At 38.4% G+C, this 14,348-nt stretch carries 13 protein-coding genes; 8 read left to right on the forward strand and 5 right to left on the reverse strand.

The features are described from left to right. The first annotated feature begins 39 nt into the window (after positions 1–39). From SY85_RS09080 to SY85_RS09110, 8 genes are all read left to right on the forward strand, one after another. Positions 40–1,089, forward strand: a complete 1,050-nt coding sequence (locus tag SY85_RS09080; RefSeq protein WP_066403766.1) for an XRE family transcriptional regulator — start codon at positions 40–42, stop codon at positions 1,087–1,089. Between the two features lie 505 nt (positions 1,090–1,594). Beyond that, positions 1,595–1,948: a YegP family protein gene (locus tag SY85_RS09085; protein ID WP_066403768.1), complete on the forward strand. Its 354-nt coding sequence runs from the start codon at positions 1,595–1,597 to the stop codon at positions 1,946–1,948. Positions 1,949–1,968: 20 nt separating this feature from the next. Next, positions 1,969–2,112: a multidrug transporter gene (locus SY85_RS25790; protein ID WP_193408753.1), complete on the forward strand. Its 144-nt coding sequence runs from the start codon at positions 1,969–1,971 to the stop codon at positions 2,110–2,112. Between the two features lie 315 nt (positions 2,113–2,427). Continuing rightward, positions 2,428–3,597 carry a hypothetical protein gene (locus SY85_RS09090; protein ID WP_148661142.1) on the forward strand — a complete coding sequence of 390 codons (1,170 nt, stop codon included), beginning with the start codon at positions 2,428–2,430 and terminating at the stop codon, positions 3,595–3,597. Next, positions 3,584–4,162 (forward strand): condensin complex protein MksE, encoded by a 579-nt coding sequence (locus SY85_RS09095; protein ID WP_082886348.1) that lies wholly within the window; start codon positions 3,584–3,586, stop codon positions 4,160–4,162. Before SY85_RS09090 ends, SY85_RS09095 begins: the two co-directional genes overlap by 14 nt. After that, the gene (locus tag SY85_RS09100) at positions 4,131–7,826 is read left to right on the forward strand and encodes an ATP-binding protein (protein WP_066403775.1); all 3,696 of its coding nucleotides are present in this window, start codon (positions 4,131–4,133) and stop codon (positions 7,824–7,826) included. The genes SY85_RS09095 and SY85_RS09100 overlap by 32 nt, the downstream gene beginning before the upstream one ends. Then, the gene (locus SY85_RS09105; RefSeq protein WP_066403777.1) at positions 7,827–8,699 is read left to right on the forward strand and encodes a DUF7281 domain-containing protein; all 873 of its coding nucleotides are present in this window, start codon (positions 7,827–7,829) and stop codon (positions 8,697–8,699) included. It abuts the gene before it with no gap. Between the two features lie 123 nt (positions 8,700–8,822). Next, positions 8,823–9,944, forward strand: coding sequence for a hypothetical protein (locus SY85_RS09110; RefSeq protein WP_066403779.1), 1,122 nt, complete (start codon positions 8,823–8,825; stop codon positions 9,942–9,944). Positions 9,945–10,013: 69 nt separating this feature from the next. Here the strand turns inward: SY85_RS09110 and SY85_RS25935 are convergent, their stop codons facing one another. From SY85_RS25935 to SY85_RS09135, 5 genes are all read right to left on the reverse strand, one after another. Next, positions 10,014–10,208, reverse strand: a complete 195-nt coding sequence (locus tag SY85_RS25935; RefSeq protein WP_226999055.1) for a hypothetical protein — start codon at positions 10,206–10,208, stop codon at positions 10,014–10,016. A gap of 279 nt (positions 10,209–10,487) precedes the next feature. Beyond that, positions 10,488–11,573: a hypothetical protein gene (locus tag SY85_RS09120; RefSeq protein ID WP_066403783.1), complete on the reverse strand. Its 1,086-nt coding sequence runs from the start codon at positions 11,571–11,573 to the stop codon at positions 10,488–10,490. Between the two features lie 337 nt (positions 11,574–11,910). Further along, positions 11,911–12,510: a hypothetical protein gene (locus tag SY85_RS09125; protein WP_066403784.1), complete on the reverse strand. Its 600-nt coding sequence runs from the start codon at positions 12,508–12,510 to the stop codon at positions 11,911–11,913. A gap of 23 nt (positions 12,511–12,533) precedes the next feature. Next, on the reverse strand, positions 12,534–13,631 hold the full coding sequence (locus tag SY85_RS09130) for a Pnap_2097 family protein (protein WP_066403786.1): 1,098 nt from the start codon (positions 13,629–13,631) through the stop codon (positions 12,534–12,536). After that, on the reverse strand, positions 13,631–14,347 hold the full coding sequence (locus SY85_RS09135; RefSeq protein ID WP_066403788.1) for a dual OB domain-containing protein: 717 nt from the start codon (positions 14,345–14,347) through the stop codon (positions 13,631–13,633). Before SY85_RS09135 ends, SY85_RS09130 begins: the two co-directional genes overlap by 1 nt. Between the last annotated feature and the right edge of the window lies 1 nt (position 14,348).

Genomic DNA, 14,348 nt, shown 5'->3' on the forward strand with positions numbered 1-14,348 from the left:
CGCAGAGGTATATCTTTGGATTCACAAATTAGATAAATTATGACCGTAGGACTTTCTGAAAGAATAAAAGCAGCCAGACTGAGGGCCGGTTTATCTATGGAGGATTTGGCCAAATTGCTCAACCTTTCCAAACAGAGCGTCTACAAATTTGAAAAAGACCAGCTTACACCGAATCCTGAGGTATTACACAATATAGCCTTATACTTAAATATTCCGATTAACGAGTTGTTTTCAAAAGAAAAACGGCTCGAGCAGGTATCGTTTCGCTCCGGAGTGGAAGAAGCCATGATTAAGCTTTCTAGTATTGAAGATGAAGTTATAGAAGAAATGGAGCTTACGACAGAGTTGGAAGCACTAACTAAGGATACAATTGTTTTTGACAATCCGCTTAAGCATTGGCAGATTAAGGATCTTTCCGATGTAGAAAGAGCGGCTGCAGAAGTCCGATTGCAATGGCAATTAGGCTTTGCTCCTATTTCAAACATTGTAGGGGTTTTGGAGAACAAAGGCATTTGCGTGGTAGAAAAGAACAGCCAGTACGACTATGAAGGTTTTTCCGCTTTTTACCAGGGCAAACCCATTATTGTTTTAAACACCAAAACTCAGGAGATTACTCGTAAGCGCTTTACGGCCCTTCATGAATTGGGTCACATCCTTTTGGGCTCTATTGTCGTTGAATCATTGAAAGACAATATTGAGCAAATCTGTGACACTTTCGCAGGTGCCCTTCTTTTACCGGAACAGGTATTGAAGCAATTTTGGAAAGGCCGTACCAAGTTTTTGATGCAGGACTTTATTTCCCTTAAAGAAACCTTTGGCATTTCCATACAGGCTATCTGGCGAAGAGCCGTGCATTTGAAGCTGCTTTCCTGGGAAAGTTTGCATAAATGGAAAGAGGCTTATCAAGCTCAACCTAATTATGGAAATTACATGGGCAGCGAAAGTCCGAGGCGCCTTGAGTTACTTATGCTAAAATGCCTGGCCAACGGTAAAATAACATATGATCAAGGAATTGAAAAAGTAAAAGGGCTGAAGAATAACTTAGATAAAACGCTATTAGTAAACTTAAAATATAGCTTATCGATATAAAAATAAATACCAGATAGAAAGCCTACCCGGTATTGTATTTTCAAGAAGAGAATTCAGGCTTACTCCCTGACTCACTACTTAGAATTCGCACCTCAAAAGTAAGACCTCTTCTTGAATTTACAATACCTCCCCTAGCCATCAGGCTTCCTATCTGGAATTGTTAACAATAAAATAGAGTCAAGTAAACAAGAAAGCACACCATCCGGTACTCGGATTGGACATGCCCTTGGTATGTCTAAGAGAGTAACTAATCGAAGGAGGCTTTAGAGAAACTACAGCCTCCAGGAAATCTATTTTAATCATTCAACAATTCGTTTTTATGAAAACAAATAAAGTAACCCTATGCAGTAAGGGGACATGCATGACTGTGTACGGCAAAGAAGCCGAACTACTCTCTGGCATAGCCCTATTTACCCTGGTTTGCATAGCTCTTAGAGCAGTAATAAAATTAATCGATTAATCTGGAAGACAGCTCTATTGCCGTCTTCTAACTAAATTTTAAAAAGTGAATAATCCCAAGTTTCAAATATTTAAAAGCAATACGAATAATCAGTACTACTATAACCTAAAAGCCGCAAATGGTGAAAAGGTCTTAAGTAGCGAAGGCTATACCACAAAACAAGCTTGTATCAATGGCATTGCATCAGTAAAGGTCAATGCCCCTTACGACAGCCGCTATGAACGCAAGAATGGCTACTCCAATTACACTTTTAATTTGAAAAGTGCTAATGGTGAGATCATCGGCCGCAGCGAAAATTATACGAGTGAATCTGGTAGAGAAAATGGTATTGCAGTTGTAAAACGTGATGCACCTCTAGCACCGGTTGAAGATCTATCACTCACGGGTACATATTCTTAATTTATTAAAACATCCTTTTTATGTCCAAAGGAAAATCATCAAGGAGTAGTTATCGTAGCGCAGTAACTGGCCGCTATGTAAAACCGTCCTATGCCAAATCACATCCAAATACGACGGTTAAGGAAACAAACAAGCCTAACTCTTCTACTAAAAAGAAAAGTTAGTCAAATCTACAAGACCGCATAAGCGGTCTTGTTTACTTTTCCTATGATTAAAAATGAATAATAGTATTCCAAACTCGCTCAGGCAATGATTGATTATCCTGAAAGTTTGGAGATGGTAAATAGTACTATTCTTCATTTTTTAAACATTACCAATATGACAGATTTGACTAAGTACTTTCTTTAGCTTATGTTAGCAAGTCTACTCAACTTTTAAACCTATAAATATTTTGCGTCCAACTACAAAAGAAGGACACCCCTATGTCCATTAGACTTTCTATAAAAGAATTACTAAAACTACTGCACCAAAACAGTGACTTGATCGACCTTCTTTTCGGAAAAAAGGAATCCATCCTGACTTCCGAAATCCTGGCTCGGGAAGAGGTTACATTGGACAAGATGGAGTATTTGATCAATTCGGGAATCATTCATGAAAACAACGGATACGTTAGCTTGGACGAGCGGCTCTCTACTTTCTTTTTAGACTTTTTGGAAATAGGAGAAATTTCAATTGGCTTTATTGATGACAACGTACAAGCTCTTAATGAGAATTTAAATTATTACCGCCAAGAGCAAAATCCCAAGTATGTCAAAAAGATAAAAAACACGCTACAAAAGATTATTTCGATTACTCATCGAGAAATCATAAAGCTCCAAAAAGCCATTGATGATACGTACCGCAATGAAGCGAACTACAGCATCAAAATGCAGCGGCTTGAAAGTTTTAAAATCAAAAGAGACACTATTATTGATCTTATAGAAGAAACTGAAAAGATCTATCAAGAATCCAAAGGTCTTTTGGTAAGCATAGTTGACGCAGAATTATCTTCCCTGCTCCATTCCTTGCGATTTAGTTTAAAATCTGACAAGGATTACCTAATCGAAATCCAAAATAAAATCCTTGAATACATCAACCGCGTCCGGGAACAGCAAGTGCTCTTTCAAAAGTGCCAATACTTAAAGGAGTTAAAAAACCGAGGCGAGCTCCACCACCAGACCAACTTCAAAGCTGTATTAGAAAGAGAAAACCTTCTTTTATTTGAAAAAAGACAGGTGCTGAAGCCAAGAATATCCCTTGAGTATCTCCGGACAGACGAGGGTTCTAAGGTTTTAGCCAAAGTCGCTGAGCGGCTAAAATTGCAGCAGGCAAAGCCAATCCAGGATTCCCTACATAAAACCATTGATCTTGAGGAAGCTGCTCCAGAAAAGGCACTTAAAATCAATATCAACAGCTTGGTAAAGAAATTTGCTGAGAGCAATAGCAACCTATTTGAGTTCCTTGTCCGCTTTCCTTACCCCGAAGCGCTTGGAACCATCACACTAGAAGACAAGCTCCGGCTATTTATTGAAATTGTCATGGATTACGATGACGCTTTGGTTATTAACCATGACTTTGACCATTATGAATTTATCAATGTAAACGGGCAAAAACAAAAGATTGGTTTTGCATTGGTTTATGCCAAACAAGATGTTTATGAACCTGCATAAAGAGTACACCACCGAAATCTTTCAGCTTCTAAGTAAAGGCAACTTTATATCATCAAATGCCTCAAAAGACCACGCAGGTAAACTCTACCGCTACATCAGTGAGGAAGACCACTTTGAACGGCTAAAAGCCTACTTCGCACTGATCAACCTTAGCTTGGAATGCGGTAATGGCTATTATTATTTTAGCCAGATCAGCGAAAAAGAGACACTAAGGGAAGAAAAGATCCTAAAATTTGAACGCTATATAGACATACTCGACCTTTTCACCTCCCTGGAGAACCCTCCATTTGTAGGGACCAGATACACAATCACCGAAATAGCACAGGAATGCCTGGGTAATCCCATGCAAAAAGAAAAGCTCGAAGAAATCCGAATTGGCGGCAACAAAGCCAATATAACGGACAAGCTGCGGGAGATTTTGGATTTCTTGACCGCTGATACCTTTTTGGAATTGGAAGACGAAGAAACAGAGACTTATAAGGTTTTGGATTCCTTTAATTATTTACTTGAAATTATTAAGCAGATCGAAATTTATGGAGAGCAAGCACTTTCGGCAACTGAATAAAATCGTATTCATTAACGTAGGCAATTGCCCCTACTCTGAAATCGAGTTGTCAGGCAATACTTGTTTTATCGGGATCAACGGCGAAGGAAAGTCCACCACGCAAAGAGCCATTTTATTCTTTTATAACGCCGATACTCAAAAACTGGGCATTCCACGCAACCTTCCCTTTAAACCTTTTGAAGAATATTACTTTCCCAGTTACAACTCTTATATTATTTATGAGGTAAAGACAGAAACGGGAGAATTTTTCCATATTATTACCAGTCGTCAGAACCGCATCGTCTTTTATTTTGTAGAGGGGCCCTACAACAAAGAACACTTTATTCAAGACCGAATGGCTTTGGGACTCAACGAGGTTCTGGCTTCCATCCGAAATGTTCTGCCTTCCATTTACGTGAGCAAACGGGTTGATACGTTTCAGGAATACAGGGAAATCATCTACGGTGCCACCAAAAGCAAGGACTTTAAGGACTTTTACCTGATTCATGGTAACAGCAAGTATGACAATGTACCGCGGGCTATTACAGACATCTTTTTGAGTTCCTCTGCGACCATTGAAGCCGACTTTATCAAAAACTTTATTGCAAATGCTGTCAGCGAAACTGGCACCGATATATCGCTGGATCAGATAAAACGGCAGATACGTCAGTTTAAAGATAAATTGGAAGACGTTGAAAATTTCAAAAGACCCGAAAACCAGCACTTAGCTCAACTCATCGATAAAACGTTCGATCAGCTCGAACAGTATAAATTTTCCCAACAGGATACAGCTGTACAGTTGGGTAGCGCTATAAAGTATGCGCAAAACCAAATTGATGTTTTAGATTTTGAATTGGGAAAAATTAATGACCACATCTTTCAAGCCGACCAAAATTTTAAAGAAAAAGAATATAATCACCAGCAAACTAAAGATCAACAAAACATTCTTCTAGGGGGCATTGAGAGCAATATAAATAAAGCTGAAAGTCTGGAACGTACCTATCACCAGAGCAATGCCCCTACCCTGCTTTCGCTGTATCAGCAGAAAGATTCCACCAAAGCCGAATGGAATGCCAGAACAATCGAGTACACGACTTTAACTACAGCTTTTCAGGACACCGAACAGCGATTTGCATTATTGTACCAGGGTGTGGACAACGAGCGCGCTAGTTTTGAAATTGAATTAAGCAAAAAGGGGCTTGAGATAGATCGCCTTTTTACTGGTAAGCAGGAAGAGATTAAACATGTTTATGCCCAACAACTAGATGTCTTAAATCAGCAGCAAACCCAAGAAATCACAGAACTAACTTATGACGCCGCCGCCAAAAAAGAAGCCCTGTTCAAACTAGAGCTTGAAGTTTCCCTTATCAAAGGAACTGTTCCTTTTCAAAAGGAACTCTCAGAGATAGAGCGCCAATTACTAAACATAAACCAAGAACTCTATGAAGCAAAACTAGCGCTGGAGCAAAATCCTAAAGACATTAAGAGCCTAATCGAAAAAGCTGGATTGGTTGAGGAGAAGTATAAGTCAGAGCTAAAGAATTATCAGGAGCGCAAGCAACAAGCTATTGCTGAAAAAAAAGAACAATTGGAAAGCCTACGTAAAAAGCTTTCCCTTCAGCATAATGCCTTTTATGGGTTTTTAGAAACCAATTACCCCGATTGGAAAGAAACAATTGGCAAGGTTTGCAGTGAAGATCTCTTGTTCCGTACTGATTTGGAGCCTAGTCTTTCCTCGCTACAGGTTAGTCTATACGGTATACAATTAAACCTAAGTGGCGTAGAAGTCCAGGCAAAATCCATTCAGGAATACGAAACAAGTCAAAGAGCCATTGAGCAGGAAATAAAAGAGTTAGAAAACGCTGTTATTGAATACAGAAAGGAAGCAGGGGAAAAACAAGAAGCGGAATTAGCACCTCTTCGAAAAAAGATTCAAGAGTTGAATGAGCAAAGTGGCCATTTAAACTACAAGGTACAAAGCCTGCAAACCACCCTGGAAGAAAAGCAACTATCCCATTCTGATTGGATCTCCAAATCACAAGGGGAAAAGGATCGGCTTACTATGCAGAATAATGACAAGCAGAAGTCGATTCGGCAAGATCTTCAAGCAATCACTAATAAAATAACATCGCTCCAAAACATCCTTAAAACGGAAATACAAAGCCTACAAAGCGAAAGGTGGGAGAAAGAAAAAGCTATACGTGAGCAGCACAACCGTTCCTTGGAAATACTTCAAGAAGAAAAAGAAAGTAAGCTTACTGATCTCGCCCAAAGACAACTGGAAATTGACCAGCAAAAGGCCTCAGCGCTTCAAAACGAAGGCATCGATTCTAAAAGGATTACTCAGGTTCGGGAAGAAGTCAGGAAGTTAAAAGCTATATTGGATCAATTAGAGCAAAATGAGGAACTGGTTATTAAGTATAAAAATGATAAAGAGGAGTATATCGACAAAATAGAGGTATTTAAAAAAGAGCGGCAGCAGCTATTGAAAAAACAAGAAGAACATACGCAGGAATGGGAAAAGGTCAAAAAGGATCATGCAGGCATTAGGTTAGGACTTGAAAGCCAACAAAGACAAGTTGAGGCCAGTAAGAAGGAACATGTAGAAGGGCTTCGTTACTATGAAAAACAGTTTGCCAGCTCCAGCCATTTAGCGGAAGTTTATAAAAACAAAATCACCCAGGCGCCGGAAGCTTTTGTAGAAGTCTCAATTATTGATTTATGCTTAAAATTACAAAGCCTACAACAGAAGTTCATTAACGATTCTCAAATCCTTCGCGAAAGCATCAGTAAGCTGGCTGGTTCCTTTAGAGCAGACAACCATTTCAACTTTAAGGTAAATAACACTACGGAATTCGACTATCAAGCCTTTGCTACCAATTTAAAATCTTTTGTGGTGGAGGACCGACTTAGAACCTCAATCGATGAGCTGGGCCGACAACACTGGATGATCCTGGACTCCATAGGCACTAAGGTTAATGATCTAATGCGGCAACTGGACAAGGTTAAAAAGACAATCCTAAACATTGACTCAGAACTGGAAAGTAGTAACTTTTCCGAAGGCCGGCTTATTCAGTTTATTAAAATCCGGTACAAAGAAGGCAAAAGCCTGGTGTTAAAACAATTGCAAGCCATTGCAGAGATAAAAAACGCTCATCAGTTTGGCATAGGAGAACTCAACTTGTTTAACAGCAACACCAAGCAAAACAACGAATTGCACAAAAAATCTGTGGACGCCTTGGCTAAGCTCTTTAAGATTTTAGAAGAGGAAGGCAAAGAAAAGATTCAGCTCCAGGACACTTTTGAACTCCAGTTCAACATCAAGGAAAAGAAAAACGAGACCGGCTGGGTGGAAAGACTACCTAAAATAGGATCCGATGGAACGGATATTTTAGTTAAATCCATCATTTATATTATCCTGCTCAACTTATTCATCAAAGAATCTACTCAAAAAACCGCACAGCACTTTAAGGTGCATTGCTTGATTGATGAAGTGGGCAAGATTGCAACCAATTATATGAAAGAGCTCTTAAAGTTTGTGGCGCCCAAAAACATTTTGCTGATCAACGGTTTGCCCAACGAAAGCAAGCTGGAGATGCACTATAACACCACGTACAAGCTAAGGAATGGCAAAAACGATACGATGCAGATTATCAAACTATTGACCAATACTATAGAAGTATAAATGAAACTTTCCATCACCACAGCACAGAATCTTTTAAATCTAGTAAAAGAGCAAGAAGAACTTAATCTAAGTGTCTTTAAAGGCAGCGGCAAAACACTGGCTGAAGAGTTGATAAAGGAAGGTATTCTATCATCAAGGAGAGTGGGAACAGCCATGTATAAAGTGAGGTGTAATTATCCGGACCGTCTCTCATCCTATTTAAAAAGCCAATATCAAATTGCGTCCCTTCCCTCCTATATTGAATTTCTTACAAATGAAGAATCAACCAGAGCGGACGCCGTGGAAGCAACGGGGAATTCAAAGTTTAAAAAAGGCAAGCTTTTCCAAGGCTTTTTGGTAAATGCGTTAGAACCCATTGAGATAATCATCAGCGGTGAGAAGGTGATTATTCAACCGGGGGGATCCCATTTTACCTTCATCCACGACTTTAGTAATATCGTTCTTGATAAGGCAATTACCATTGTGGGAGTAGAAGGCTTTGAGAGCTTTAAGCAAATTTCAAAGCAAAAAGCTCTTTTTGCTGGGACAAAGGCGCTATTCCTATGGCGCTATCAAAATAGTAATTCCATCACTGATTGGCTTAAGCTTATTCCAAATAAATACCTGCATTATGGCGATTTTGATCTTAAAGGCATCCACATTTATATCACAGAGTTTAAAAACAAAATAGGTACACAGAGGTGTGGTTTTCTAATACCGGATAGAATTGAGGAGTTCATCTCACACCACGGAAGTCGCGAATTGTACCAGAAACAAATTAACCACTTGAAAGATTTCGATTTCAATGCCCATCGAGAGGTCGATGGTTTGGCAAACTTTATAAAGGCACAAAAGAAAGGGTTAGAGCAGGAATTTTTTATTCGTTCAAGATGAAGACAGAAAGCCAATCCTCTAATTAGGAGCACATCTGTTCTTTCCATCAAATTGCACGATTTCGTGGCATCTTATAATAAATGTAGAACCATAGAATCGTACTTTCCCTTTAAAACCTGAAACATGGAAGCTACCAGGCAAGACACTTTCACCCGTAACCAGCTTTATGAGTTGGTGTGGTCACAATCCCTACTTTCCCTTTCTAGAAAGTATGCGATTTCGGATGTTGGATTGCGTAAGCTTTGTATTCGGATGAATATCCCGTTACCAAAAGCTGGCCATTGGGAAAAGCTCAAACATGGAAAGCCAGTTGACAAAATCAAACTGCCTACTACTTATTCAGGAGCAAGTGAGGTGCGGCTTTCTCTACGAAATGAAGATGACGTAGATAACATTTCTAAAAAGGAGTCTGTGCATGCATTGGTGAAGCAACTTCAAGCCAACTCTGAATTAAAATTTGTCGTTCCCGACAGACTAACCTCTCCCGATCCACTCATTGCGTCTGCTAAAGTAAGCTTGAGTCGGAAAGAAGCAAGCTATGGTCCTTATCAAGGCGTTATCTCCACGTCAAGAGGCGAACTTACTATTCGTGTTTCACCTCAAAATATAAGTCGGGCACTTCGCATTTTAGATACACTGATCAAAGCGTTACGCAGTAGGGGGCATACAATTGAAGTAGACACCGAAAAAACATATGTAATCATAAATACACTAAAAATTGAGGTTAGTATAAAGGAGAAACTTAAACGGGTGATAATCGACAATCCTAAATGGTCCTGGCAATCTTCTGAATTATGCCCTACCGGTATTTTGTCCTTTCGGATTGAAGGTGGATCTGAATGGAAAGATGGCAAAGAGCCCTTAGAAGCGCAACTGCCTAGAATTATAGCCCGCCTTGAAATGGAAGCCATTCGTCGTAAAGAGCGCCAGGAACAGCTGGAAAAATTCTGGCAAGAACAGCGCGAAAAAAGGCGCCTAGCCGAAGAGTTTGCCGCGCGAAAAGAAAAAGAGCTAATAGATTTTAAAATTATGCTTCAAAAAGCTGAGCGCTGGCACAAGGCCGTTACTCTACGCAACTATATTGAGGCAGTAGAACAAAAAGCCGTTCAGAGTGTCGGTCCTTCAGAAGAAATCACGCAATGGCTTGCTTGGGCACGAAAAAAGGCGGATTGGTACGACCCTTTTATAGAAGCCGACGATGAATTACTTCATGATATTGATAGAGTTTCCCTAATGCACAGGTAATAACTATGCTTAAGCACTTTACTAATGAACCTTTGGATATAATTATCCTATAAATATTTACACATACTTTCATCCATTCTTATACTCCTTTTCATACACCTTCACCTTAATATTGCTACATCCGCCAGGATTCTTTTTTACTTCTATCTGCGTACCAATCCGTTCTTTCAGAGCCTCTACGTGCGAAATAATACCGATCGTTTTGCCGCCAGCCTGCAACTTTTCCAAAGCAGAAATTGCAGTGTCAAGCGTTTCTGAATCCAAGGTGCCGAAACTTTCGTCAATGAAAAGGGATTCAATTCTCGTTTTTCTTCCAGCAAGGTCAGACAATCTCAAAGCAAATGCAGGATCACCAAAAAGCTTTCGCCACCCGAAAGTGTTGATACTGGGCGCACAGCACCGGAATGGAGCAGAATTGAAACGGTTAGAAGTTTATGTAGGGGCAGGCATGACTCATTAAACAGGGCCTCCAAATCCCTCCACCTCAAACAATTTACTATTCTTTAAATACTAAATAAAGCTTTGATACTACTTTAAAAATTTTCACTCTTCCGCTATTTTATCTACAAGAAGATGTTTAATCTTTTTATAACTATCAATTGCATTCCTTTCGTAATTATTTTTCTTCTTTTTATCCTTTAAAACTTTGCGTAAGCGATTAGTAACCTGAAGATAATAGTTATTTAGCCGATAACTTTCTTGGATATTTGTCCAGTGGTCTTTGCTAACTACTCTGCTATCTACAGACCGTTGCCGCAAAACAAACTCAGTTATCAACGAATAATTATATTCTGCTTTGTTCTTCAGGAAGGCTTCCACTCTTTCTTTAAAGCTAGTGGCGCGCCTTTTCAGGGCATCATCAGCTTCTATGGTGGAAGGCTTGTCATTAATATCATAAATGTCAAATAGGACAGGCAGTATAGCTTCTCTATCAATAGATGTTATATACATTTTATAATAATGGCGAATAAAGCTGTACATGGAGTGTGCAAAACTCAGCCCATGAGGGGAGTTGAAGTTAGTCAGCCGTTGAATCGACAGTACATAAATCTGATGTTCGTCTATACGTTGACATATTGAAAAGTATAGACAAAGATTTTTGTCCAGATCATACCCATTACACATGGTAATGCTTATAAAATAATCTGAGAACTGCTTGTCCAAAAAGATATCAAAGTCAGAAGCAGAAACATTTAGCTCTTTTTCAAACCTTGGAAAGTCAAATAAGTCTATAAGTTGGCTCTTCCCATAAATTAAACGTTCTTGGCGAAGCTGATACTCCAATACTTTATGTAAGCTTGGACCAACCAGCATCGCATGAAATTCATTTTCAGCGACGTTAACAGCAGCAAAAAAGAGGGTTGGCCTTGTATCGGTTAAGACTCCTATGGCCTCACAGCCTTTAATGTAAACCTCAGCATTAGTAAAAAGCTTATGATGTTGGCGCTTTACTCCTAAAAACTTCTCTTTCTCGAATGATCTAACATCTTTTCCAATGCAGTAATAACGATCAATCACCTGCCCTTCATACTGAAAAGTTGTCCGCTTTACTTTAAAAAAGCATCTATCATAGTGTTCTTGGGTGCAAATAGTGAAATAGCCACCCAATAGTGTTTTTTGTTCACTCATAAATAAACCTCTTTGACATCTATTTAGCTATTTGATTTGTAATCGATTTTTATGCACATGTCTTTTTAATTTCTCAGTGCACGTGTGTCTTTTAATTCTATGTACTACTGTATTTGAGTTTTAGCATTAAAGCGCTACCCACTGTCATATCTCTCAATATTTCTATAGTAATTCTATATCATTATTGGGTTAAGTAGAAGGGTTAGAACAAAATTCACCAACAAGTGTAGTTTGGAAATAGCTTTAAATAGATTGAAAAGCATATTTTTTGTTCTATCGGTTGTTGATATAGTTATCGCACAAATAATAAAAACACTAAAAACATGTAAAAACCTTGCTAGCCAAGAGTTAAAACAGGACTATTAATGGTTCTGAGCTGTCTTAAAGGAGTTCTTCCCATCCCATTTATCAGATCAAATTCATTATAGATATTAGCAGTTGGCTTTCCGTATAATGCAAAGTAAAAATCATATGTTTTCATATAAGCATCATTGAGCGAGTAAGCATATATTGGTTCAAAGCCTGAAAGCTGATCGCCACGAACTGCATCAACCACGCAATTACACCCATAAACCACTGCAGAAGCCGTTGTATTCTCTTTCTTAAACATGTAAAGTTCTTCCAGCAGTCTAAGTGTGAAAGTGCACTGGACTTTATATTTTGTTTGTCCTTTTGCACGTCCTGCCTTAATAGTAAATTCTAAGGTATCTCCCCTTTCTGCTATCTTCTTAAAACTGTAATACTTCTTTTCTTGAATCTCCTTATATAATTGCTCAGCATCTCTAGGAGGAGTAGGCTTGTTATAAGGGTCTACCGATAGTAATTTATATTCCTCAATAAAAAGCCCAAATTCGGCTTCCTCAGATATTAGAATACGCTTATTTGTATCGCGATCATAAAGTTTACCATAGCGATAAACAACGTTAAATGATTTCATTAGTACAGATTAATATTTATTATTTATGCTCCCGTCTTTTCTTTAACAGCTATCACTTTGGCTAAAGCCTTATTGTCGCTCTTACGACTTAATGAACAAACATACTTGACGAGCTTTTCTTCTATCACTAAATTGTTCAACGTAAATGATATTGTATCATTACAATTGCAATTTGCGAAATAAAAGATATCCCTATAGACTGTATGATAATCATCGCAAAAATTAATACTATTGTTTTCTTGTTTGAAATAATTTAAAATGCATTTATCTGCAATTGCTACATAAGAGGCAAAATATAATAGGCCAACCCCATTAATGTCATAAAAAGGGTTTAGGTCATATTCGCAAGAAAATATTGATCTTTCACTCAGATCAAACGTTCCAAAAGCACAAGCATACTCTTCCAGTAAGCTCTTTTTAAGAAGCCGATAATCATCTAGGAAAGGAGGTGTGTGTGATATCTCAGGAATATGGTTAACGCATTGCACAGGTTTTGTTTTAACCATTTCATTATTGCCTCCATTCTCTCTAATCGAGAAAATAGTCATTAATGTGGCATCTATATTATTACTGTTGCTATCTCCTAAGATTTTACTTAAATAAGTCTCGTTGCCAAATCGATTTATCTCTCCCTTGAAGTTTATTATATTGTTTTCATTGAATTTTTTCAGGGAAGACAAACTGTAATTAATTCTTACGAAGGTTGCGTATAAGCGATTCCCTAGATCATCTTTAAATTGAGAAGAGCTTTGCACTAAACCTTTTGAAAGTAAAAGCCAGTGCACATCTCCTAAATACTTCATTAACCAGTTCTCAGACAAAGCACTATTTGCCATCTGCGGCATCCTTACTTCAACAATATCCGTCAGCTCTATGTCTTTACTTGCCGCTGATGTTATTTCATCACTTTTGCTATTATGAAAATAATGTATTGCTTCAGATAAAGATTGGAATTGATACCATACAGGATCTGTAATTACATGATTAAAGTGCTTTTCTAAGGCTACTCTAATCACAACAATATCAAGGCTGTCAATGTTTGTCTCATTGATTGGCAAATAAAGATCAGCCTCCGTAACAGATGGTAGCCCTTTTTGTATTATGTATAGATATTCCTTCATCAGAATGGCAGATCATCAGCAATATCATCAATTATTGCCCGAACATTTGCATGTAACCTATGAACATTTGCGTGCTCATAGATTATTCCTGCAACAAGCTTAGACGACCATTCTTCATGTGGCGCGGCAAGGGATAAAGTAACATACACTCTCTGCCTTCCTAATAAAATATCATTATTCAATCCATAGTTGTGACGAAAATATGGATCAGTGATTGGGAGGTTATATAAAGTGCCATTATAACGGAAAGAAAGTTTTACTTGTGGATATTGGCGTCCTTCAAAATTCCTTTCGTTTGTCTCGAATTCATTTAATAATACTAACATCAAAGAGTAGTTAAAATCACTTACTTGATGCTCTGGCACAGCAGCTCCGCGATTGCCGAAAACTAAATGGTATCGATTATTATCTGTAAGTACATCTAGATTAGTAATTGGGAATTGACCAACTACTCTAATGCTGTTTGTTTGAAAAAGCACATTCTCAGATTGGTGTCCATGACCATTTGCATGAATGGGCTGAAACTCAATAATATCTAAAAGATTAATGTGTGAGACTAATATAGTTGGAACCTCTTCATGTTCTGTATTGCAAACCGGCCTTATCCATTTTGGACGACCGTTTTGGAAGATTGGGTTATTGTTTTGGTCTAATTCAATGCCGCCAACGCAGCGGCCACCAACTCTAAAAGAGTTAGCTAAGCAAACGATCTTCATG

This window comes from Flavisolibacter tropicus (assembly GCF_001644645.1).
GTDB classification, from domain to species: Bacteria; Bacteroidota; Bacteroidia; order Chitinophagales; family Chitinophagaceae; genus Flavisolibacter; species Flavisolibacter tropicus.